The organism is Actinoplanes hulinensis, from assembly GCF_019429605.1.
GTDB lineage: Bacteria > Actinomycetota > Actinomycetes > Mycobacteriales > Micromonosporaceae > Actinoplanes > Actinoplanes campanulatus.
Genome location: NZ_JAHXZI010000011.1, coordinates 170,608 through 193,037, shown reverse-complemented (window position 1 = coordinate 193,037; position 22,430 = coordinate 170,608). Strand labels below are relative to the sequence as shown.

The 22,430-nt window shown below is 71.4% G+C and carries 19 protein-coding genes; 7 read left to right on the top strand and 12 right to left on the bottom strand.

Annotation, left to right across the window (positions count from 1 at the left end; all coding sequences use genetic code 11):
* The first annotated feature begins 14 nt into the window (after positions 1–14).
* Together KZ829_RS21955 and KZ829_RS21950 are read left to right on the top strand one after the other, a co-directional pair.
* Positions 15–770, top strand: coding sequence for a hypothetical protein (locus KZ829_RS21955; RefSeq protein ID WP_220145803.1), 756 nt, complete (start codon positions 15–17; stop codon positions 768–770).
* A gap of 99 nt (positions 771–869) precedes the next feature.
* Positions 870–1,550, top strand: a complete 681-nt coding sequence (locus KZ829_RS21950; RefSeq protein WP_220145802.1) for a response regulator transcription factor — start codon at positions 870–872, stop codon at positions 1,548–1,550.
* Between the two features lie 54 nt (positions 1,551–1,604).
* Here KZ829_RS21950 and KZ829_RS21945 read toward each other — a convergent pair whose 3' ends face one another.
* From KZ829_RS21945 to KZ829_RS21905, 9 genes are all read right to left on the bottom strand, one after another.
* Positions 1,605–2,237 (bottom strand): helix-turn-helix transcriptional regulator, encoded by a 633-nt coding sequence (locus KZ829_RS21945; RefSeq protein ID WP_220145801.1) that lies wholly within the window; start codon positions 2,235–2,237, stop codon positions 1,605–1,607.
* Positions 2,238–2,395: 158 nt separating this feature from the next.
* Entirely contained in the window at positions 2,396–3,073 is a 678-nt protein-coding gene (locus KZ829_RS21940) for a response regulator transcription factor (protein WP_220145800.1), read from the bottom strand.
* Complete coding sequence (locus KZ829_RS44595) at positions 3,040–4,488, bottom strand: sensor histidine kinase (protein ID WP_220145799.1); 1,449 nt, start codon at positions 4,486–4,488, stop codon at positions 3,040–3,042. Before KZ829_RS44595 ends, KZ829_RS21940 begins: the two co-directional genes overlap by 34 nt.
* A 1,201-nt stretch (positions 4,489–5,689) precedes the next feature.
* Positions 5,690–6,667 carry an arabinan endo-1,5-alpha-L-arabinosidase gene (locus tag KZ829_RS21930; RefSeq protein ID WP_220145798.1) on the bottom strand — a complete coding sequence of 326 codons (978 nt, stop codon included), beginning with the start codon at positions 6,665–6,667 and terminating at the stop codon, positions 5,690–5,692.
* A gap of 95 nt (positions 6,668–6,762) precedes the next feature.
* The gene (locus tag KZ829_RS21925) at positions 6,763–7,755 is read right to left on the bottom strand and encodes an arabinan endo-1,5-alpha-L-arabinosidase (RefSeq protein WP_220145797.1); all 993 of its coding nucleotides are present in this window, start codon (positions 7,753–7,755) and stop codon (positions 6,763–6,765) included.
* A gap of 153 nt (positions 7,756–7,908) precedes the next feature.
* Entirely contained in the window at positions 7,909–8,085 is a 177-nt protein-coding gene (locus KZ829_RS21920; protein WP_220145796.1) for a hypothetical protein, read from the bottom strand.
* Positions 8,086–8,095: 10 nt separating this feature from the next.
* A complete protein-coding gene (locus tag KZ829_RS21915; RefSeq protein WP_220145795.1) occupies positions 8,096–11,224 on the bottom strand; it encodes a helicase HerA domain-containing protein in 3,129 nt (1,042 codons plus the stop codon).
* Entirely contained in the window at positions 11,221–11,853 is a 633-nt protein-coding gene (locus tag KZ829_RS21910; protein ID WP_220145794.1) for a hypothetical protein, read from the bottom strand. Before KZ829_RS21910 ends, KZ829_RS21915 begins: the two co-directional genes overlap by 4 nt.
* A gap of 140 nt (positions 11,854–11,993) precedes the next feature.
* Positions 11,994–13,250, bottom strand: coding sequence for an alkaline phosphatase (locus KZ829_RS21905; protein ID WP_220145793.1), 1,257 nt, complete (start codon positions 13,248–13,250; stop codon positions 11,994–11,996).
* Here KZ829_RS21905 and KZ829_RS21900 point away from each other — a divergent pair.
* Positions 13,243–13,962: an AAA family ATPase gene (locus tag KZ829_RS21900; RefSeq protein WP_220145792.1), complete on the top strand. Its 720-nt coding sequence runs from the start codon at positions 13,243–13,245 to the stop codon at positions 13,960–13,962. The genes KZ829_RS21905 and KZ829_RS21900 overlap by 8 nt on opposite strands.
* On the opposite strand, the gene KZ829_RS21895 is transcribed toward KZ829_RS21900, so the two are convergent.
* Entirely contained in the window at positions 13,952–16,774 is a 2,823-nt protein-coding gene (locus KZ829_RS21895) for an FAD-binding and (Fe-S)-binding domain-containing protein (protein WP_308285612.1), read from the bottom strand. The genes KZ829_RS21900 and KZ829_RS21895 overlap by 11 nt on opposite strands.
* A 176-nt stretch (positions 16,775–16,950) precedes the next feature.
* Here KZ829_RS21895 and KZ829_RS21890 point away from each other — a divergent pair, with 176 nt between their 5' ends.
* Positions 16,951–17,484 (top strand): hypothetical protein, encoded by a 534-nt coding sequence (locus tag KZ829_RS21890; RefSeq protein WP_220145790.1) that lies wholly within the window; start codon positions 16,951–16,953, stop codon positions 17,482–17,484.
* On the opposite strand, the gene KZ829_RS21885 is transcribed toward KZ829_RS21890, so the two are convergent.
* Positions 17,463–19,607 carry an ATP-binding protein gene (locus tag KZ829_RS21885; protein ID WP_308285611.1) on the bottom strand — a complete coding sequence of 715 codons (2,145 nt, stop codon included), beginning with the start codon at positions 19,605–19,607 and terminating at the stop codon, positions 17,463–17,465. The two genes, KZ829_RS21890 and KZ829_RS21885, sit on opposite strands and share 22 nt — an antisense overlap.
* Before the next feature lie 183 nt (positions 19,608–19,790).
* On the opposite strand from KZ829_RS21885, the gene KZ829_RS21880 reads away from it, so the two are divergent.
* The 3 genes from KZ829_RS21880 (at position 19,791) to KZ829_RS21870 (ending at position 21,167) form a co-directional block, all read left to right on the top strand.
* Positions 19,791–20,150: a carboxymuconolactone decarboxylase family protein gene (locus tag KZ829_RS21880; protein WP_246636041.1), complete on the top strand. Its 360-nt coding sequence runs from the start codon at positions 19,791–19,793 to the stop codon at positions 20,148–20,150.
* 1 nt (position 20,151) lies between these two features.
* Positions 20,152–20,571, top strand: a complete 420-nt coding sequence (locus KZ829_RS21875) for an iron chaperone (protein ID WP_220145788.1) — start codon at positions 20,152–20,154, stop codon at positions 20,569–20,571.
* 203 nt (positions 20,572–20,774) lie between these two features.
* The gene (locus tag KZ829_RS21870; RefSeq protein ID WP_204298638.1) at positions 20,775–21,167 is read left to right on the top strand and encodes a hypothetical protein; all 393 of its coding nucleotides are present in this window, start codon (positions 20,775–20,777) and stop codon (positions 21,165–21,167) included.
* A gap of 4 nt (positions 21,168–21,171) precedes the next feature.
* Here the strand turns inward: KZ829_RS21870 and KZ829_RS21865 are convergent, their stop codons facing one another.
* Complete coding sequence (locus tag KZ829_RS21865; RefSeq protein ID WP_220145787.1) at positions 21,172–22,299, bottom strand: cytochrome P450 family protein; 1,128 nt, start codon at positions 22,297–22,299, stop codon at positions 21,172–21,174.
* Between the last annotated feature and the right edge of the window lie 131 nt (positions 22,300–22,430).

The following is a 22,430-nucleotide window of genomic DNA, read 5'->3' as shown; positions in this document are numbered from 1 at the left end:
AGGAGGAGAAGACGATGTCCCGGCTGCTCATCGTGCACGGCACCGCCGGTCCGCAACGGACCGGCACATCGGTACGTCTGGAGTGGATCACCTCAATCCAGGACGGGCTGGCGCTGGCCGGCTATCCGGCCGGGACGCCGGAGGCGACCGTGGTGAACCTGGACTCCCCGGACCGGGTGGCGCCTCGGCCGGCGAGTGATCCGGCCGCCGAGGCGAACCTGCTCCGGCGCTGCTGGCGGGCCGCCGCCTTCGACAGCGAGCCGGGCCCGGAGCCGGCCGGGGTGCCCGAACTGGCCGCCCGGCTGGCCTGGTCCCGCTACTTCTGCGGCCTGACGACCGGGGAGCTCACCGGCTCGCTGCGCGAGGCCCGGGCCGTCGCCGGTGACACGGCAGCGGCCCGGCACGCGGCCGCCGAGGTACGCGCCGCACTGACCCCGGACACCACCGTCGTGATCGGGCACTGCCTGGGCGGGGTCGCGGCAGCCACGGCACTGGCCGCCGCCGGGCCGGGTGCTCCGGCGCTGATCACCCTCGGCGCCCCGCACACCCTGGCCGGGGCCGCACCGGCGACCGGACCGGCCGTTTGGGTGGACGTCACCGACGTGCAGGACACCCTGGTGCTGGCAGCCGGTGGCGACAGCCCGGCCGGTGTCACCGCGAAGGTCTCGCTGGACTGCGACCCGCGGCTGCGCGGCGCCCGCAACTACCTCGCCTCCCCGGAATTCGGCAAGGTTCTCGGCACCCTGCTTGAGCAGCAACGACGTGTCTGAAACCGGCTGAGCGTGTCCGGAACGAGACATCGTCCTGGCTGGGGCCGGGCGCTGTCGGCTTCGATGATCCGTGTGACTCCGAATGAGAGGAGCGCGGTCATGACCGCGACGATCGTCGAGACAATTCCGGACCGCGAGTCGGCGAGCCTGCGCATCGCACTGGTGATGGGCAACGACATCCTCCGCGGCGGCCTGGACGTCGCCCTTCGTGTCCTGACCGTGGCCCGCTCCGTCCGCGCCTACCGCTCGATGCCGGAACTGCTGGTCGAGATCGGCAACGAGCATCCGGATGTGCTCGTCGTCGACGCGGCCGACGGTGTCGCGGGCATCGCCGCCGCCGCGCTGATCTCCCCCGGCAGCAAGATCGTCATGCTGATCCACGACGCCCACGCCGCCGAGGCGGTGCTGGCCAGCGGGGTGGTGGTGGACGGCTTCCTGCTCCAGCAGGACCTCTCCGGGCGCACCCTGGAGAACGCGTTGCGGGCGATCATGACCGGTGAGGTGCCGATGCCGGCGGTGCTGGCACAGCAGTTGCTGGCCCGGGCCGGCATCCGGCGCACGTCCGCGCGGCTCACCCCGATCAGCCTGACCCCGCGCGAGCACGAGACGCTGGTGCTGCTGGTGGAGGGCCTGAGCAACAAGCAGATCGCCCGGCGCCTCAAGATCTCCGACCATGGGGCGAAGCGGCTGGTGGCCGGGGTCCTGCTCAAGCTGGGCTGCACGAACCGGACGTCGGCGGTGGTCACGGCGATTCGCTCCGGTCTGGTGGAGTGCGCGTAGGACGTACGACATGACGAAGGGCCGCGCCGGCCGGCGCGGCCCTTCTCCTTCCCGTCAGACCACGGGGGCCTGCTCGTAGAGGCCGTGGACGGCCAGCCGGATGCCGAGCTCGAGCCGGCTCCGGGCGCCGACCATCTGCATGATCTGGGTGACGTGCCGCTGGACGGTCCGGGTGGAGACCGACAGCTCCCGGGCCACGACGTCGTCGGTGACACCGCCGGCCAGTCGGCGCAACACGTCACGCTGGATGCTGTTGAGGCGGCCGTGCAGGCCGGTCTCATCGGTGCTCGCCTCGGACCAGTGGTGGTGGAAGATCGTCATCAGGGTCTGCACGGTGGCCGGCGAACGGACCGCCAGGGGCGAGGTTTCGGCACCGCGCGAGACGATCGCCACCCGGCGGTCCAGCACCACCATCAGCGTCGGCGAGTGTTTCCCGGCCCGCACCTCGGCCCGGCCGCCCAGCAGGGAACGCAGGCGCGCACCCCGGTCCTGCAAAGTCTCGCCGGCCACCACGGCGAGCACCCGGTCGGCGCCCTGCCAGCCGCTCCGGGCCCCCGGACCCCGCCGGCGGCTGTTCTCCGTCAGCAGGCCGCAGCCGGCCGGGATCAGCGCGAGCACCTCGTCACGGGCGGAGCGGATCAGCCGGGTGGCCAGCCACCAGCCGTCGCCCGGGATGGTCTCCGTCATCGGTTCCGGTTCGTTTCTCCCGTCGCTCATTTCCGTCTCTCCCCGTTGTGACCGCCGGGCAGTCCCGGCGGCTGATGGATCGAAACGTAACGACAGGCACGTCTTCCGGGTACCGGGGAATCCCTGCCTCCTCGGCCCGGGTTTCCACCGGGCGGCCTCTATCCCGGGCCGTTGCCGCCCTCGCCGGACCCGTTGGACCGCAGGTACATCAGCACCGCCCGGACCCGCCGGTGCACGCCGTCCGCAGCGTCGATCTGGAGCCGTTCCAGGATGCTGGTCACGTACGCCTCGACGGTCTTGATGCTCAGATGCAGGTTGTCGGCGATGGCCCGGTTCGTCAGGCCCTGCGCCATGAGGGCGATCACCTCCTGCTCGCGTACGGTGAGCCGGTCGATCCGGCCACCGGTCCGCCGGCGCGCCATCAGCTCCTCGACCAGCGCCGAGTCGATGACCGCACCGCCGCCGGCCACCTCACGGAGCGCCGCGATCACCTGATCGATCTTGAGGATGCGCTCCTTGAGCAGATAGCCGACACCGCCCTCCCCGGAATTGACGATCGCCAGGGCGTACTCCGTCTCGATGTGCATGGAGAGGACCAGCACGGCGATGCCGGGGAACTCCCGCCGGATCCGGTCCGCGGCGGCGAGGCCCTCAGTGGTGTAGGTCGGGGGCATCCGGATGTCCACGACGACCGCGTCCGGGCGGTGCGCGCTGACCGCGTCCAGCAGCTCGCGCGCGTCGTTCACGGTGGCCGGCACTTCCATGCCGGCCTGCCGGAGCAGCGCTGCCAGACCCTCCCGGATCAGCGCCGCGTCGTCTGCAATGACAATTCGCACGGGATCACCACCCGAAGCGTCGTGCCGGCACCCGGCCGGCTGTCCACGCTGAACCGACCGCCCAGTTCCTCGGCACGGCGGCCGAGATGGCCGAGGCCACCGCTGCCGGTGAGGATCTGGGCGGTGCCGGTGCCGTTGTCGCGGATCTCCAGGTGCAGGCAGTCGTCCGACTTGCGCATCCGGATCACCACGGTGCTGGCCGCGCCGTGCCGGATCGCGTTGGCGAGCGCCTCGGCCACGGTGAAGTAGACGACCTCGGCGACCGGCCGGGACACCGTGCCGGGATGCCCCTCGATGCGTACCGTCACCGGAATGTTCGCGGCCAGCGTGGTGAGCGCCTCACGCAGGTTCCGCCGGGTCAGAGCGGGCGGTCGCAGGCCCCGGCTGAGCAGGCGCAGCTCGCTGATGGCGAGGGTCAGCTCGCTGGCCGCGGTGTCCAGGTGGGCCTCGGCGTCGGGCCCGGCCCCGGCCAGCGCGTTGCGGGCCATCTGGAGCAGCAGCGTCGCGTTGATCAGCCGCAGTTGCGCGCCGTCGTGCAGGTCCCGCTCGATCTCGATGCGCGCCCGGCGCCGTCCGTGCTCAGCCTCCTGTGTGTACCGGTGCTCCCAGTGCTCGACGTCGGCGTGCCAGCCCCGGGCGGTGCTGAGCACCACGAGCGGCGGGAGCAGGATCTGCAGGATCACCCCGAGGGCGTTGCCGACCAGCCAGACCGGCTCGGGTGGCATGACCAGCGGCCCGAGCACCGCGGCGGCGGCGACCTGGAGGCAGAGGAGCAGACCGGGCAGCGCGACGATCCGCCACACCCGCTGCCGCCACCGCACGATCAGCCGGATGGCGAGCCAGACCGCGACCACGACCACTGCCAGGCGTGCCGCCAACGGCAGATACGGCTCCACGGTCCAGTCCGGCGCGGGCAGGCAGACCAGACACGGATCGGTGGGGGCCGGGCGGGCGATCCGGCTGTCCAGCACCAGCAGGGGCAGGGTGGCGAGATTGACCGCCAGCAGGGCGTGATCGGCCCGGGTCAACGGCCGAGTCCGCCGCTGGACGACCAGGAGGACGACCAGCAGGCTCCAGATCAGCGGATGCGCGACGGCGGACATGTCGACACCCGGCGTGCCCCGCAGCGGGCCGGTGCCGCGGGCCAGCCAGACCACCGCGACGGCGAGGCAGACGGCGCCGGCAAGGGTGCTGGAGCGGGGGACCAACAGGATTATCGCGGCGGTGCCGTAGGCGCAGACGAGCACCAGGGCGGTGGCCACGAAGAGCGTGGTCTCCGGGTCCCCGGATCGGATCACCCGCACCGCGCCGACTGTGCTGACCGCGACGAACACGCAGCCGAGCATGGCGACGACTGCTCCTCGCCAGGCCGCGAACGCATGGCCCCGGCTCTCTTCGAGCACCGGAAGACGCACCGATCATTCCCCCCGTATCGGTAAGCCGAGAAGAGGCGCACCGAACGCGCGCCGGGTGCGGCGACGCCGATCGCCCCGTCCGACCACGTTCAGATGAATCGACAGCAATATATCTTAATCACGTCGATTCAGAGCTGTGAAATGAATACCCGTCAACCAAGGCGGACATTATCGGGCCACCCCGCCGCACCATCGCGAAACGCACGAACCAGACAGTGTAGATAGGTTGAGCAATTATTACCTACAAGTATCGTAGGAATAGCGTGAGCCATCCGGCACCGGGCACGAGACCGGCCGTAACAATCTCCAACCGAGCAGCCAGCCGCCGTAGCAGCAGCACGCGCACACCATGAACCCACTCGGATCTATGCACTTAGCAAGTATTTCTTCCGGGCAATCCCTAATCGCCGCTAAGGGCTCGGGCGAATCCACCCCGGAGGCAAACCGGCCGAACCGGCGACTTGACGCACGCGCGATCAGCCGAACGGCGGAGGGAACGACGCCGTAAAGGGGAGTGTGGCGGCATGCACTTCGCCTCCCACTCACCCTTCCGCTCAAAGAGCCTTTCCGCGCAACGGGTTGAGTACAAACTTCAACCAGTTCGTCTTGTCCGAATAACGCCAGAAAAGCCCGAAGCCTTAGCATGGGCCGAGAATGACGCGGGATCCCCCATGAAGCTGTTCCGGCCGAAGATCAGCGGTGAAGGGTCCCGCGCCGCGACCAAGCAGGCGAGAGCCGATCGTGACGCTACCGGCCGTACGCCGACGCATCCCTGACCCGTTCACCGCCCAGCCACAGGCGCGCCGCCAAGCCGATCCGCCCGGCTCACCCGAGCGGGCCATCGGGTGTTGACCCGTCGATCACCATGGCGAGGTGATCGTGCTTGGTCGGCTGGAGTCCGGGACCTGGGTGCGATGGCAGGTCGGGCGATCTCGGGCCGGTGGTTCGTGGTGGCGGACCAACTGGACGGCGACGAGCACGAGCCTCGCTACGCGTGGGTACGCGGCCGGGAGGCGTCGGAGGAGCTCGTTCGGCAGTGGCGCCGCGACATCGAAGAGCACGGCCGCAACGGGGGATCGCCCTCCTCATCCCCGGGTCGCGGTGTCCCGCCTCGTGTCACCAGGGCCGCGCGGACGGCGTACCCCGGGAAAGGGAAGAAGGCGCCGCGAGGAGCCGGCGCCTTCTCCGCGAGGGTGACCGATCAGTAGACCGTGGGCCAGCCCGACGAGCTCCAGGAGAGCAGGTTGATGCCGAGCTTCGCGGCGCCCGACGAGTTGTAGTAGTGGTAGATCAGCACGTCGGCGTCCGAGTCGGTCATGACGGCCGGGTGGCCGGGGCCGCGGATGCTGTCGTGGGTGGCGAGGATCTCGGTGCCGCCGCCCGCCGTGGTGAGGGTGCCGGCGCGGTCCTTGTACGGGCCGGTGATGCTGGTCGAGCGGGCCACCATGGTCCGGTAGGTGCTGGACGCGCCCTGGCAGCAGAAGTCGAACGACATGAACAGGTAGTAGTAGCCGTTGCGGTAGTGGATGAACGGCGCCTCGACCGACTTGCTGTTGGTGAACCGCTCGGCGATGTTGTGCATCGTGCTGTCGGCGCGCAGGCCGGTGCTGGAGCTGAGTTTCACCATCTTGATGCCGGTCCAGAACGAGCCGAAGGTCAGGTACCACTCGCCGGACGTGGTGACGCTGAGGTTCGGGTCGATGGCGTTCCAGCCGCTGCTGGTGGTCGACTCGATGACCTTGCCGACGTGGGTCCAGCTGCCGGCCGCGCCGGTGGTGCTGGTGGCCAGGAAGATCGCCGACCGGCTGGAGCCGAACGTGGAGGCCGAGTAGTACAGCCAGTACTTGCCGTTGCGGTACGACAGGTCGGGCGCCCACAGGTTGGCACTGCCACCGGTGTAGGTCGACGCCCACGACGTGCCGTTGGGGAAGGCCTTGCCGGCGTCGGCGAACGCGGTCCGGTCGCCGGAGGTCTTCAGGGTGATGCCGTCGCCGGTGGTGGCCAGCAGGTAGCCGCCGGTCGGCCGCTTGATCAGCGACGGGTCGTGTGCGCCGGTCGAGCCGGTCACGACGCCCGGGTTGGGGTAGGTGGCGGCGCTGGCCGACTGGATGCCGTAGAGGCCGGCGGCGACGGCGAGCACGCCGGTCACGCCGGTGAGGAGCAGCTTGCGGATTCTCATGGGGATGTCACCTTCGGTTTCGCTTGGGGGAAAGCGGTTCGCAAAGGGGGTCGCCGAGCGCCGGTGCTGGGGGTGGGCCCCGCCGCGCGGGTGGATCAGTGGACGAACGGCCAGCCGGCCGCGTCGTAGCCGATCGGGTTGATGCCGAGGTGTGGCGAGCCCGAGTCGGCGTAGTAGTGGTAGACGAGGTACTCGCCATCGGTGTCGGCGAGGACCGCCGGGTGGCCGGGACCGTGGACACTGCCGTGCCCGGCCAGGATCTCGGTGCCGCCGCCGGCCGTCATCGGGGTGCCGTTCCGGTCGGCGAACGGACCGTCGGGGCTGGTGGAGCGGCCCACCATGGTCCGGTAGGTGCTGGCCGCTCCTTTGCAGCAGGCGTCGAACGACACCCACAGGTAGTAGTGGTCACCGTGTTTGACGAGGTAGGGGGCCTCGATCGCGGTGTCGCCACGTTTGGCGAGGCCGGTCATCGTGTCGGCGCGGCGCAGGCCGGTGGTGGGGTCCAGCTCGATCTGCTTGATGCCGGTCCAGAACGACCCGAAGGTGAGCCGCCAGTTTCCGGCGTCGTCGACGTACAGGTTGGGGTCGATGGCGTTGAAGTCGCCGCCGCTGCGGCTCTCGACGACCAGGCCGCGGTGCTTCCAGCTGCCGGGCGCGCCGGTCGGGCTGGTGGCCAGGAAGATCGCCGAGTGGTTGGAGCCGAAGGTGGAGGCCGAGTAGTACAGGTGGTACTCGCCGTTGTGGAACGACAGGTCCGGCGCCCACAGGTCGGCGCTGCCCTTGGTGTAGGCGGTGGTCCAGGGTGCGCCGCCGGGGAAGACGGCGCCCGCCTCGGTGAAGGTGTTGCGGTCGGTGGAGGTGCGGAGCTGGAGGTTGGCGCCGGTGTGGGCGAGCAGGTAGCCGCCGTCCGGTTTCTTGACCAGGGTGGGGTCGTGCACGCCGGCGTCGCCGAGCAGAAACGCCGGATCGGGTGGGGTGGCGGGGGCCGCCGGGGCGGCGGTGGGCCCGGCCGTGCCACAGCCGCCGGCCGCCGCGAGGATCAGCGCGGCGGCGACCGCCACGACGCGACGGGTGGCGCTCGGCGACATCCTGCTCCCTGCCCAGACAGACTTTCATCGAAGTCGATTCGATGCCGATATGTTAACGATCACAAGGATCCTGTCAAGTCCGGCTCATGATCAGCAGAGCAGCCGAATGGCACGCTCACAGCGCCTACCCAGCGCAGGCGCCACCAGCAGGCCTCAGACGTCGATGCCCAGGTCGTTGCCGCCGCCCATCCGGAAGGTGTCCGGGTTGAAGGCCTCCTCGTGGAACGAGCTCAGCACGCAGTAGCCGGCGAACGCCTCGTCCTCGGCCAGCGCCAACAGATCATGGTCCGCCTGGAATTTCTTGACCAGGCTGTCTACGACGATGTCCAACCGGTGCTCCTCAGTCGCGGGCCCGTTGCAAGACCTCTTCGGTGGTCAGCGCGCTCGGCGGGTGGTAGGTCAGGCACATCGCGGTGGACACCTTGCGGAACGGGCGGCCCTCGGTGACCGCGTAGAACTGGCCGGTGCGCAGCCGGGAGATGTCCAGGACCGCGCTGCCCTTGGCCTGCGCCACCTCCTTGGCCGCGGCGATCTGGGTGGGACTGTTCAGAAAGCCGAAGAACTGGGTGGCCGCGTTGCCGACGATGCGGTTGTGGATGCCCCTCGGCGCCTGGGTCGCGAAGATCAGGCCGAGGCCGTACTTGCGGGCCTGACTGGCCAGGGCGAGGGTGCTCTCGGTGCAGGCGGTGGTGCCGCCGGACGGGGCGAAGGTCTGCGCCTCGTCCATCACGAAGAGCCCACCGAGCGGCCGGTCACCGGCCGGGTGGCGCTTGACCCAGGAGAAGAGCGCCATCTGCAACTGGTTGACGAAGCTCTGCCGCTGTTCGTCACCGGGCAATCCGATCAGGCTGATCACCGACACCCGGGCACGGCGGCCGGGAGCCGGGGTGAACAGCGCACCCGGATCGAGCGGGGTTCCGGAGCCGCCGAGCAGCGGGTCGTTGACCATCGCGGCTTTCAGGGTCTCCGCCATGTCCGCGGCGAGTTCCCTGGCCCGGCCGAGGCTGGTCACCTCGTCCGGCAGGTCGGTGAGCAGGTCGACGAAATCGGCGAGCCGCCCGCCGCCGGTACGGCCGAAGTGTTCCAGGGCCTTGCGCAGCACCGCTCTTCCCCGGTCTGCCTTGGCGGTGTTCGCCGCCATCCGGGCGCGCGGGGCCAGGGTCGCGACGGCCGCGTCGAGGGCGAGCGCGAACTCGTCCGGTTCGTCGAGGACCGCCCCGAAGTCGGGCAGCGGCCGCAGGACCAGCGGCCGGCCGGATTCGCGGCGCGGGGTCCAGACCACCACGTCGGTGGCGTCGAGGTAGGCCCGGGCCCGCTCGGCGTCGCCGTCACGCCAGGACTCCGGCGGTTCGGGCCACGCGTCGCCGAGCCGGGCCAGGTCGTTGTTGGGGTCCAGCACGATCGCCGAGACGCCGTGCAGGGCGCACTCCTCGACGAGCCGCCGGATCAGCACGGTCTTGCCGGATCCGGAGCCCGCGAAGATCACCGAGTGCTTGCGCAGCGATTCGAGCGTGAGGCTCACCGGCGCGCCGTTCTCGGCGACCGTGCCGACCTGAATGCCGGGTTCTCCGGTCGGCTCATCGGCCGGTGCGGGCCCGGACCTTTCCCCATCATGGCCGACGGGTGGGCCCGCGGTGGTCGGCGGTCCGGTCGGTGCGGGCCCGGGCCTTCCGGCATCGTGGCCGGACGGCGGGCCGAAGATCTCGGTGAGCAGGGTGGTGTTTCCGGCCGGCCGGTCGGCCCGGAGGAACTCCGGGAGCGCGGGGTCGTTCTCCTCCAGCAGGACGGCCAGTGCCGCGAAGGTGCGCAGGTCGTCCGGGGACACTCCGGTGATGATGCCGCCGAGGTCGAGGAACTCCTTCCGGACCCGGGCGCTGACCGGACCGGTCGGCCAGGGTCCGTTGCGCAGGAGGTAGGCACGCCGCTTCTTGATCATCGGATCCAGGCAGGCGAGGTCGCGCAACCGGGCGAGGCGCGCCTGGACGGCCCGGGGATGTGCGTGCGACAGACCCCGGATGTACCAGTGCGCCTCATCCTCGATCTCGGCGTCGAGCGTCTCGCACAGCCAGGCGTGCGCGGACGGGTTGCCCTGTTCCACCGGCTGCACGGAGAACCGGCCGCCGCCCTGTTCCACCGCCCAGGCTCGAAGCCCGGCCTCCAGCAGCCGTGGCATCTCCCTGTCCTCGGTTCGCGGGGCGAGGGCGCCGTCGACGTCGGCACTCGCGGTCAGTTCGGCGAGACGTGCGCCGAGCCGGATCAGCGCGGCCTCGTCCACCCGCGCCCGCTGCGGCGCCGTGCCCTCGCGGTGGTCGTCGAAGTCCGCCAGCCCGATGACCTCGTCCTTGGCCAGGCAGTAGCGAACATGCTCGTCGGCCCGCTGGATCAACTGCCGCGGCGTGTATCTGTCCGCCCGGTCGAAGACGCCGGGCAGCAGTGGCCAGGTGAGATGCGGCGGCTTGTACTCGGCCACGTCGAAGAGCGGCGCGAACCGGGCCGCGATCAGGCTCTCGGCGACATCCCGCGACGGCAGCCGCTCCAGCCTGGTCTCCTGCCGGAAACGGCCCTCGAACGAGGCGAGCGAGTCCTGCCTGATCCGCTGCCAGGAGGTGGGCAGGCAGGCCACCACGGTCACGGTCCGGAACAGCTTCTCGCGTACGTCCATCAGCCCGTTCCCGAGGTCCGCGGCGAGTCCTGGGGTTGCGACATCGCTGCTCTGGGCGAAGATCACGTCGATCTGGTCGACCGCCATCAGGCTCGGTCCGGTGAGCGCGAGCAGCCGGGAGATCTGCACGGCCACGTCCTGGGCCGGCATACCGGGTTTCGGCAGGCTCCACTCGGTCAGTTCAGCCTGTTCCAGGTCCGGCGCCGACAGCAGCCAGGACTCGCCCAGGTCCATGACGTCGATGTCGGCCGAGGCCATCAGGACGAGCGCGCGAAGCGTGTGCCGGCACTCCCTGCCGGTCTCGGGGTCCGCGAGCCGGACCGCGGTGACGAACGCATCGAGTGTGGCCGGTGTCAGTGGGCTCTGCCCACGGATCTGCCGGCGCAGCGCGAGTGGGACCTCCGCCCGTTCGCTGAGCCGTTCCAGAAGCATCACCAGTTGGGAGTGCCGGTAGTAGCCGGAGCGGCGTAACCCCCGCAGGAACGTCTGCAGGATGTTCGGCCAGAACGTACGGCCGTCGGTGATGCCCATCAGGAAGAAGTAGCCGTGGCGTTCCTGAACCTTCTCGCGGGCCCATCGCACCAGATGCGTCTTGCCCGAGCCGTGCTGTCCTTCCACGACCAGGCCCAGCGGCGAGCCGGTCCGCCTCGCCTCCGCCTCCTCGAAGGCGTGAAGAACGGCCGCTCCGGCGGCACCGTTCAGTTCGTCGAGGTGAACGTCGAGGGCCGTCCAGACGTCCTCGGGTGTCGGTGCCCAGTCCAGCCGGCGTAGCTCGGTCAGCGCACGCCGCTGGTCCGCCTCGATCACGCCGGGCCGATCGTGATCAGATGCTTCGCCTCGCCCCCGATGAGGATCGCGGCGTCGAGCGCCTCCCGCGGCAGCTCGTTACGGGCCGGGTCGGGGTCGAGGTGGATCTCCCGGCGCCGGTCCATCTCCTCGAGGACCCGATCCTGTTCGTCTCGCGTGATGTCGGTCAGGCGGTCACGGACCAGCACGAGCCGGATCAGGTCGCCCGGCTTCTCGGCGAGGTCCGCGTAGGCGCCGCGGATCCGCTCCTCGATGGTGCCGGCGGGCGGCGGTCCCGGGTCCGGCTCGGCGTAGAGGTCGGCGATCTGCTGGTCGCCGCGTGCCAGCAGGCTGTCCAGGTGGCGCAGGGTGGCGTAGTGCAGCAGCCAGGCGGCGGAGACCTTCTCCGGCGGTGGCGACCGGAACTCCTGCCGGGCCCGCGCCCAGCCCAGGTCGGTCAGCTCGTAGAAGATCGCGCGCCGCGCGCCCGTCTCCCAGGTGATCAGCTTCTGTGCGGTGAGTTCCTCCCGGGCGGGCTTGGTGATCTCGACCCGGTAGCGCTGTCTGAGGTCGGGGTTCGAGGTCCGCTCCGCGCGCACCATCAGGGCGATGAGGGCCTGCCGGGCGGGGGTGCTGAGGTCAGCAGTCATGGATGCGATCTCCGGATCTGAGTCTCGAACCACGCGAACGCGCCGTCCGAAGCATCATTACCGGAAGTGGGGACGGCGTTACCGGTCCCGACCCTGTCCGCTATCCGATAGCGACACCCACCGATACCCCCATTGACTGCTCAACCGGTCAGGATCGGCGCCAGTACGTCGTACACATGGGTGTTGGGGTGTTTGCCGGTGAATCTGTCGGCCTGTGGGCCGACCGCGGTGACCGGGACGTCCTGGCCGGTGTGCGCGGTGGTGGTCCAGTCCATGCTGAAGCGGAGCTTCGTGCCCTTGACCGGGAGCGGCCCGTCCTCGGCCGATTTGCCGGCGCCGGATTCGTCCTTCGGGTCGACGGCCTCCACGGACAGGCCGCCGGTCTCGTGGTCGCCGGCCACCACGAGGAGCGTGTCCGGGTGGGCCGAGGCGTAGGCGCGGGCCACCGCGACCGTGCGGTCCAGCTGCCACATGGCCTGGAGAGTGCGTCTGGCGTTGTTCTGGTGGGCGAACTCGTCGACGGCCTCCTCCTCGACGAACAGGAAGAAGCCGTCGGGGTCGGTGGAGAGGATGTCCAGCGCCTTGCCGGTCATCGTCGGCAGGCTGACCACCGGCTGGTAGACGTCGCCCCTGCCTTCGGCGTGCTGCTGGAACATCTCCTCGTTGGCGAAGAGGCCGAGCAGTCTGCCGGAGCCGGCCGCGGCGAGCTGGGTGGGCGTGGAGACGTACTGGTAGCCGGCCGCGCGGGCCCGCGTGATCAGGTTGCCCTCGGTGCCGCGGCTGGCCTCGGTACGGTCGGCGGCGGGCTTGTCGGGGTAGGCGCCGGGGGTGCCCTTCGGTAGCCACCAGTCCTCGCCGCCGCCGAGGATGACGTCCGGTTTCGACACCTCCAGATATTGCCGGGCGATGTCGTCCTGCGCGTCGCGGTCGACGGCGTTGGCGTAGAACGCGGCCGGGCTGGCGTCGGTCACCTGGGCCGTGGTGACCAGCCCGGTGGCCCGGCCGGCGGCCTTCGCCTGGGCCCCGAGGGTCGCCAGCGGCTTGCGGTTGGTGTCGACGCTGATCGCGCCGTTGTAGGTGCGCCGGCCGGTGGCCCACGCGGTGGCCCCGGCCGCCGAGTCGGTGATCTCCGAGACGGGGTCCTTCGGGCTGGTGGTGAGCTGCCCGGAGAACGGCAGCCGGTCCATGGCGAGCCGCCCGTCGGGGCCGAGGTGGTAGAGGCGGGCGGCCTCGCGGTGGGCGGCGCCCATGCCGTCGCCGTTGATGAAGATGACGTTGCGCGCGGCCGGTGCGGCCGTCTCCTCCGCGGCGACGCCGGTCGCCTGGGCGCAGGACGTCAGGGCTCCCGCGACCAACAGCGCGGCGAGCCGGTGTGGCAGTCTCGCGAGGGTGTTCATCAAGGAGATTCTCCTCGAGAAGACCCAGGCCGGGGGCTATCCGTTCGATCTGCCCGCGGTGCGGGCGTTACGGGATCGTCGCGGGCTGCGGCTGCGCACGCCGGTCACCCTTCTGGCGGGTGACAACGGTACGGGCAAGTCGACGCTGATCGAGGCGATAGCGGTGGCGGCCGGGTTCAACCCGGAGGGTGGCAGCACGTCGTTCAACTTTGCGACGCGGTCCTCGGAGTCGAGCCTCGGTGAGCATCTGGTGCTGTCCCGGGTGCCGGGCCGGCGTCCCCGTACCGGATATTTCCTGCGGGCCGAGTCGTTCTACAACGTGGCCACCGAGATCGAGCGGCTCGGGGTGGTCGACGGGTACGGCGGTGTCTCCCCGCACCAGCGCTCGCACGGGGAGTCGTTCCTGGATCTGGCGGCGCACCGGTTCGGCCCGTCCGGCCTCTATCTGCTGGACGAGCCGGAGGCGGCCCTGTCGGTGCAGGGCTGCCTCGCGCTGCTGGTGCGGATCGCCGAACTGGTGGCGCTGGGCAGCCAGTTCATCGTGGCGACGCACTCGCCGGTCCTGCTGGCCTGCCGGGACGCGGCGATCTTCGAGATCGCGGCGGACGGCGGGATCAGCGAGATCGGCTATGACCAGGCGGACGCGGTCGTGCTGACCCGCGCCTTCCTGGCGGACCCGGACCGGTTCCTGGACCGGATGCTTACCGATTGACCTGCTTCTTGGGGAGAGCGCCGGCGAGCAGCTGCACCAGGTGGACGCCGGTCACCCCGGCCAGGTCGTCGGCCTGGGTACGGCAGGAGAACCCGTCGGCCAGGAAGACGTCGCCCTCCTCGGCCTGTTCCAGGGCTGGCAGCAGCTGCTGTTCGGCGACCTGCACGGACACCTCGTAGTGGCCGCGTTCGACACCGAAGTTGCCGGCCAGCCCGCAGCAGCCGCCGAGCCGCTTGACCGTGGCGCCGGCGTTCTTGAGCAGCTTGGCGTCGGCGCCCCAGCCCATGACGGCGTGGTGGTGGCAGTGCGGCTGGGCGATCACCCGTACCCCCTCCAGGGAGGGCGGCTCCCAGCCGGGGGTGGCGGCGAGCAGCTCGGCCACCGTCTTCGTCGCCGCGGCGACCTCCTTGGCCGCCTCGTTGTCGACCAGCTCGACCGCGTCCTGGCGCAGCACGCCGGTGCAGGACGGCTCCAGGCCGACGATGGGGATGCCCTGCTTGACCGCCTCGTGCAGTTCGGCGACGGTGTTGCCGAGGATGCGGCGGGCCGCGTCGAGCTGGCCGGTGGAGATCCAGGTGAGGCCGCAGCAGGCTTTCCGGCTGGCGACCTGCGGGGCGTAGCCGGCGTCGACGAGCAGGTCGACGGCGGCGCGGGCGATCTCCGGTGAGAAGTGGTCGGTGAAGCTGTCGACGAACAGCACGACCGGTTTGCCGGTCTTCACCGGGACGAAGGATCCGCGGAACGTCTTCGGCGCGAAGCTCGGGATGTTGCGGCGCTTGTCGACGCCCGCGATCCACAGCGCGAGGCCGCGGATGCCGGGCAGGCTGGTCGCCAGGTTGGCCAGCGCGGGCATCTTCGACGCGAGCCGGGACCAGCGCGGCAGCCAGCCGAGCGAGTAGTGCGACCGCGGCCGCACCCGCCCCTTGAAGCTCTGGTGCAGCACCTCGGCCTTGTAGGCCGCCATGTCGATCCCGGTCGGGCAGTCCGACGCACAACCCTTGCAGGAAAGACAAAGATCAAGCGCATCGTGTACGGCCTCCGCGCGCCAGTCCGGCACCAGGTCCCCGTCGAGCATCTCCTGGAGCACGCGCGCCCGTCCGCGGGTGGAGTCCTTCTCGTTCTTGGTGGCGAGGTAGGACGGGCACATCACGCCGCCGAGCACGGTGGTGTCGGCGCGGCACTTGCCGACGCCGGTGCAGCGGTGCACGGCCTGGTTGAAGTCGCCGCCGTCGGAGTGGTAAGCCAGCGCCAGCTCGGTGCGCACCGGCCGGGCCTGGGAGACGCGGATGTTGGCGTCCACCGGGTCCGGGTCGACCAGGTTGCCCGGGTTGAGCAGGTTGTCGGGGTCGAAGGTGTGCTTGATCCGGCGGAACAGGTTCATGGCGTCCGGCGAGTACATCCGGGCGAGCAGTTCGCTGCGGGCGCGGCCGTCGCCGTGTTCGCCGGAGAGCGATCCGCCGTAGCTGACGACCAGGTCGGCGGCGTCCTCCAGGAAGGCGCGGAAGCGGGCCGGGCCGTCCGGCTTGTCCAGGGGGAAGTCGAGGCGCACGTGCACGCAGCCGTCGCCGAGGTGCCCGTACGGCATGACGCTGAGCCCGTGCCGGGCGGTGAGGGCGTCGAAGTCGCGCAGGTAGGCGCCGATGCGGGCGGGCGGGACTGCGGCGTCCTCCCAGCCGGCGTGCGCGGGCAGCCCGGACGGTGCGCGCCCGGCGAGGCCGGCGCCGTCCTCACGGATCTTCCACAGCGGGGCGGCCTCGGCGGTGTCCTCCACGATCCGGGAGTCGACCGCCTCGGCGACGGCGATGAGCCGACGGGTGCGGTCGCGGACGTCGTCGAGGTCGTCGCCGGCGATCTCCACCATCAGCCAGGCGGCGCCGCCGGGCAGCGGCGGGACGGCGTCCGGGCCGCGGCGGCTGCGGACCACGTCGCAGATGCGGTGGTCGAGGCCCTCGCAGGCGGTGGGCGCGAACTCCAGGATCTTCGGGATGACGTCGCCGGCCGTACCGAAGTCGGGGTAGCCGAGCACGATGAGGGTGCGGTGGGCCGGGTCGGCGACCAGTTTCACGGTCGCCTCGGTGATCACCGCGAGGGTGCCCTCGCTGCCGACCAGGAACTCGGTGAGGTTGAACCCGTTCTCGGGCAGCAGGTGCTCCACCGCGTAGCCGGAGACCTGGCGGCCGAAGCGGGCGAACTCGGTGCGGGCGACCGCGAGGTTGTCGCCGATGACGCCGCGCAGGGCCTCGGTGATCTTCTCGGCGCCACTCAGCGGGTCGGTGATCAGCTCGTCGCCGTCGATCGTGTAGGCGCGCAGCCCGGCCACGTTGTCCGAGGTCCGGCCGTAGCCGAGGGTGCGTGATCCGCACGAGTTGTTGCCGATCATGCCGCCGATGGTGCAGCGGGTGTGCGTCGACGGGTCCGGCCCGAACCGCAGCCCGTGCGGCTTGGCGGCGGCCTGGAGGGTGGCCTGGATGGTGCCGGCCTGCACCCGGGCGGTCCGCGCCACCGGGTCTATGTCGAGCACCCGGTTCATGTGACGGCTGAAGTCGAGGATCACGCCGGGGCCGATCGCGTTGCCGGCGACCGAGGTGCCCGCGCCGCGCGCCGTGATCGGCACGCCCAGCGTCCGGCACACCTGAAGGGTGGCCAGGACGTCCTCGGCGGAGCGCGGCCGGACGATCGCCTGCGGCACGATCCGGTACAGCGAGGCGTCGGACGCGTACGCCGATCGGTGTGCCGCGTCGGTGAGGACGTCGGTCACGCCCGCCCGGCGAAGGTTCTCGACCAGCGGTGCGGCAATGGCTGCTTGTGTCACGAGATGTCCAGGCATTCTGTTTGTGGCCACGGGTTAACGCGGTTCGCACATTACCCAGGCGCCGGTCGCCACGATCGGGCGCTCTCGCAGGCCGGGACACAGCTCACGGCCCCGCGTTCGGACCTGTCGACACTGCGGCCGCGTACGGCGCGGTCCGCATGAGAAGGAGCAGATCGGTGAAATCCCGCATGATCGTCGTTGTCGTCGTTCTCGCCCTCGCCGTCGGGCTCGCCGGGCCCGGGGCGGCCCACGCGGACGCCGGGCGCGACCCCACCCGGTACGCGGCCGCGCAGTGGAAGGAGGTGGTCGAACCCCTGCTGCTGGCCAACAAGAAGGTGATCGCCCGCTGTGTCGGCAACGGCCTGCTGCTCACCTCCGGCGGGCTGCGGTTGCTGCGCCCGGGCGCCCTGCTGTCCAAGCTGCTCGGCATCGCGATGTTCGCGCAGGGTGCGACGAGCGCCTCCTGCCGGGCCACGCTCGCGGTGGCGCGGGCCGCCTACCGGGTCGGGCGGGCCGGCTGGTACGACGGCACCGACTTCTACTTCCAGGACGCCAGTTACGTGGACGACATCCGGTGGGATCGCAACGTCTGCCACATCGACCTGGCGGTCGGCAGCCCGGGCGATCGGCTGCTGCACTACCGGGCGACGTATCGGATCTGCCATCCGGCCACGTACTCGTCGACGGCCTACCCCTCGCCCGACGTGTGAGCCGCCAGCGTCGTCTCGTACGCCTCCCGGCACTCGATCTCGAGTTGCACCTCGTGGAGCGGCTCGAGCAGGGCGAGTGCCGTCCGGTGGTGTTCGAGGGCCCGCTCCACCGATCCGGTCTCCCGCAGTGCGACCGCCAGGTAGGTGTGGCACCAGGCCTGCTGGTGCTGGAGCCGGTTGCGCTCGGCCAGGTCCAGCGCCTCGTGCAGGTGCCGTAGCGCCTCGGCGTCGTTCCCGTCGTGGGCGAGAGCGACGCCGAGGGTGACCAGCCCGGTGATGCGGGCCGGCCCGTCGGCGCGGTCGAGTGCGGCCCGGGCAAGGCCGGCGGCCTCGGCCGGCTGCCCGAGGCGCAGGGTCACGAAGGCGTCGAAGGCGAGCGCCTGCGCGTGCCCGGCCGGGTTGCCGGCCCGTTCGAACAGTTCGGCGGCCCGCCGGAACGACTCGCGGGCGGTCCGTGCCTCGCCGAGGTCGCGGTGGGCGAACCCGGTGCGCAGCGCCAGCGTGGCGGCGAGCCCGTCGCCGGGGCCGGACCGGTCGGCCTCCCGGTAGGCGGCGAGCGCGTCGTCGAGGCGGCCGGCGGCGGCCAGCGCCCAGCCGAGGTCGGCGAGCAGGGCGGCCCGTTCGGTGCCGCGGCCGAGCCGTCCGGCCGCGGCGGCCGCCCCGTCGAGCAGCCGCACCTGGTCGTCGGTGCCGCGGTGGCGGAAGAACCAGACCCGCAGCGCCTGCGGCAGCGCGGCCGCCACCTCGTCGGCGCCGAGGCGTACGGCCAGGTCGAACGCGGCGATCAGGTTGACGTACTCCAGGTCGAACCAGGCCATGGCCCGCTGCGGATCGCCCGGTGCGGGGGCCGGGCGGTGCGGTGACGGCAGCATCCGGTCGTACGTCTCGGCCCGCTCCCGGTAGTGGTCGAGCACCCGGCGAAGGGCCGTCCCGGAGTCGGGTTCCTCCTCGGCGGCGAGGTCGGCCGCGTACTGCCGGATCAGGTCGTGCATCCGGAACCGGCCCGGCGACGACTCCAGCACCAGATGGGCGTCGACCAGTTCGTCGAGAGCGTCGGCGCAGCGGCCGGGCGGCAGGCCGGTGAGCGCGGCCGCGACCCCCGTGTCGAAGTCGGCGCCCGGCAGCAGCCCGAGCAGCCGGAACACGCGGCGGTCCGGGTCGTCGAGCTGCCGCAGCGACATGCCGAACGCGGCGTCGAAGCGGGCCGGGCTGTCCCGCAGCCGCTCGGCCAGCACGCCCACCGTCCAGCCGGGCCGGTGCCGCAGCCGGGCGCCCGCCATCCGCAGTGCCAGCGGCAGGCCGCCGCACCGGTCGAGCACCCGGCCGACGTCGTCCCCGCCGGTGAGCGCGATCCCGGCGACCGTGCCGAAGAGGCGGGCCGCGTCGTCGCCGGCGAACGGGGTCAGCGACACCGGCGGCACCCCGTCCAGGCTGACCAGCCGGTTGCGGCTGGTCACCAGGACGGCCGACTTCCCGGCGCCGGGCAGCAGGGGGCGCACCCGGTCCGCGTCGGCCGCGTTGTCGAGCACCACGAGCGCCCGCCGCCGGGACAGCTCGGAGCGCCACAGCGCCGCCCGCTCCTGCTCCCCGGCCGGTGGATGGGTGATGTCCAGGGCGCCGAGCAGCCGGCCCAGTGCAGTCGGCGGGTCCAGCGGCTCCTGGCCCGGGGTGAACCCCTGGAGGTCGAGGTAGAGGCCGCCGTCCGGGTAGGCGCCGGCCATCCGGTGGGCAACGTGCACGGCCAGGCTGGTCTTGCCCACTCCCGCCATGCCGTCGATCACCACGGCCCCGGCGGCGCGCAGCAGTTCCTCGACCCGGGCCGCCTCCCGCTCCCGGCCGGTGAAGTCGAACAGGTCGGCGGGCAGGTCGTTGCGGCGGGGCGCGGGCGCGGCGCCGGCCTTGTCGGCTTCGGCCCACAGCGGGCGCAGCGGCCGGGGGTCGCGGTGCACCACCCGGCACAGGGCGACGACGGCCTCCCACGGCGGGACGAGACGGCCGGTCAGGTAGCGGGACAGTGAGGAGCTGCTCAGCCCGGCGTCGCGGGCCAGGGCGCGCAGGCTGAGCCCGCTCAGCTCCTTGATCTGGGCGAGCTGGGAGACCAGTCGCTCGTGCGGGCCGGACACGTGCAACACCCTACCGTCCCGTGCCACGGAAACGGATCGGCGACATGTCACCGCAGGTCAGGCGCGTTCCGGGTGTCCCACGGTGTCCCACGGACGGCGCGGGCCGCATCGCCGCGATGGTCGGCTGAATCCCGTCAGCGAGGAACACCGCGACACTCCACGACACCGAGGGAGGACGAACCGATGCCGATCGAACGGATGCCGGACCCGGCGGACCTCGTGCCCGGCGCGCGGGAGGCGCTGACCGCCCTGCACCGGGCGATCGCCGGCGCCGGCCTCGGCGAACGGCTGCTGGCACTGACCGGCCCGGACGGCACGGCCACCGGTGGGCAGACCGGCGAGGAACGCGCCGTCGTGGCGCTGACCGCGGCGGTCACCCGTTCCGGCCCGGTACCCGACCGGGTCTGGGACCAGGCCGCCAAGCACTTCGACCAACGGGAGCTCGCGGCGCTGCTGCTCAGCATCGCGATCACCGCCGCCGTCCACCGCATCGACGTTTCGACACACCGCCAGAGTTCGGCACACCGCCAGAGGGAGAACTGACATGACCAGCACCAAGACGTACGACGGTTTCACCGACGCCGAGCGGGGCGCCATGAAGGAGCGGGCCCGGGAGCTGAAGAAGAACGGCAAGGACCTCGAGCCCGAAGTGCTCGCGAAGATCGCCGAGATGGACGGCGACGACCGGGTGCTGGCCGAGCGGGTGCACGCCCTGATCCGGGCGGCCGCGCCCGGTCTGGCCCCGAAGCTCTGGTACGGCATGCCCGCCTACGCCCGCAACGGCAAGGTGGTCTGCTTCTTCCAGGCGGCCGCCAAGTTCAAGTCCCGCTACGCGATGCTCGGTTTCAGCGACGAGGCCCACCTCGACGACGGCGACCTGTGGGCCACCTACTTCGCCGTGACGGCCCTGACCCCCACCACCGAGTCCCGCATCACCGACCTGGTCCAGCGCGCCGCCGCCTGACCCCTCCGCCCCGGGCGACCGGCACCCCCACCGGTCGTCCGGCACCACCCCACCACCCGCGATCTTGAACGCCTTGCCACCGATTCCGGCGGCCAATCGTCCAAGATCGCGGGTGGTGGGCGCCGGCCGGCTGAGCAACGATGGCGCGAGCGGCTTCTCCACGACGGGTGGGAGAGCTGACTTACGGAGATGGCGGTGGCAGGGTGAGTGAGGCACTACGGCACATCGAGGCGCTGGCCGCGTTGTTGCCGGACGCTCAGCGGGGCGCGCACGCGTACGCCAAAGGGATTGATCTTTTCTCGGGGGCCGGCGAGGTCGAGGCCGCGCACGGCAGTGGGCGCGCCTATCTGGCCGCGACCCGGCTGGCGTTGTTGCAGAGTGAGGCGGCCGAGGCGTTGCAGGAGATCCGGAACCGGGCGGTCGATCTGGATCCGGCCGCGCGCCGGCCCGATGACGCGCTCAGCCTGGAGCTCGCCGACATCCTGATCCGGCTGCTGGAGCTGTCCGAGTATCTGGGTGTCGACCTGGGCGCCGCGCTGGTCGCGAAGACGGCCGACACGCTGGGCGGCTACCGGCACGGCGGGGTCCGGTTCTGACGGCTCAGGCGAGCAGCACCGGCAATGCGACGAGCCCGCGGGTGCGGAAGGACGGCCGCCAGCGCAGTTCGCCGGACGGGACGGCGAGCCGCAGGGACGGGAAGCGGCGCAGCACCGTGCCGATGGCGATCTCCAGTTCGAGGCGAGCGAGCGGCGCTCCCACGCAGTAGTGGATGCCGTGCCCGAAGGTCAGGTGGCCTCCGGCCCGGCCGGGGACGACCGTGTCGGGGTCTCCGAAGGCGTCCGGGTCACGGTTCGCGGCGCCGACCACCAGCAGTACGGTCGACCCGCGCGGCACCACGGCCCCGGCGACCTCGATGTCCTCGGTCGGGAAGCGGCGCAGCAGGACGGGGGCGGGTGGCTCGTATCGCAGCAGTTCCTCGACGTCGACCGGCAGCCCGGGGTTGCCGAGCACGGTGAGCAGTCCGGTGCCGATGGCGTGGACGGTGTTCTCGTAGCCCGCGACCAGTAGCAGGAAGGCCAGTGAGGTCAGCTCGTCCTCGCTGAGCCGGTCGCTGTCCTCACGAGCGGCGATCAGCGCGGACAGCAGGTCGTCGGCGGGTTCGGCGCGTTTCGCGGCGATCAGGCCGGACAGGTAGGCGTGGATGGCGCCGATCGCCCGGGCTCCGGCGGCGGGGTCGTCGCGCGGCGGGACCAGCATGACGTCGGTCCAGGAGCGGAAGCGGTCGCGGTCGCCGTCCGGGACGCCTAGCAGGTCGCAGATGACCGCCACCGGCAGCGGGCCGGCGTAGTCGCGGATCAGGTCGGCCTGGCCGTCGAGACGGTCGAGCAGGTCGTCGGCGGTCTTCTGGATGGCGGGGCGCAGCCCGTCGACGCGGCGCGGGGTGAACGCCTGGGACACCAGCCGGCGGATGCGGGTGTGGTTCGGCGGGTCCATGTTGAGCAGGTTGGCGTCGAGGGCGGGCGGCAGTGAGAATCCGCGCCAGCTGCCGTCGCCGTTGGCCTTGTCGACCGACATGCGGGGGTCGGCGAGCAGGGCGCGGACGTCGGCGTACCGGGTCACGAGCCAGACCGGGGAGCCGTCCGGCAGCTCCACCCGGGTGGCCGGGGTGTGTTCGCGGAGCCGGCGGTAGACGGTGTGCGGGTCGGTGTGGAACTCCGCCGAGATCATGTCCTGCGCCTCGCTCTCACCCGAACAAAAGGAAGGCCGGGCATCCACGGGGGAAGATGCCCGGCCTTTCGCTTCAAATCGAACCACATCCATCACCCGTTCCGCTACCCCGGGGTGGGCCGAATGGTCAT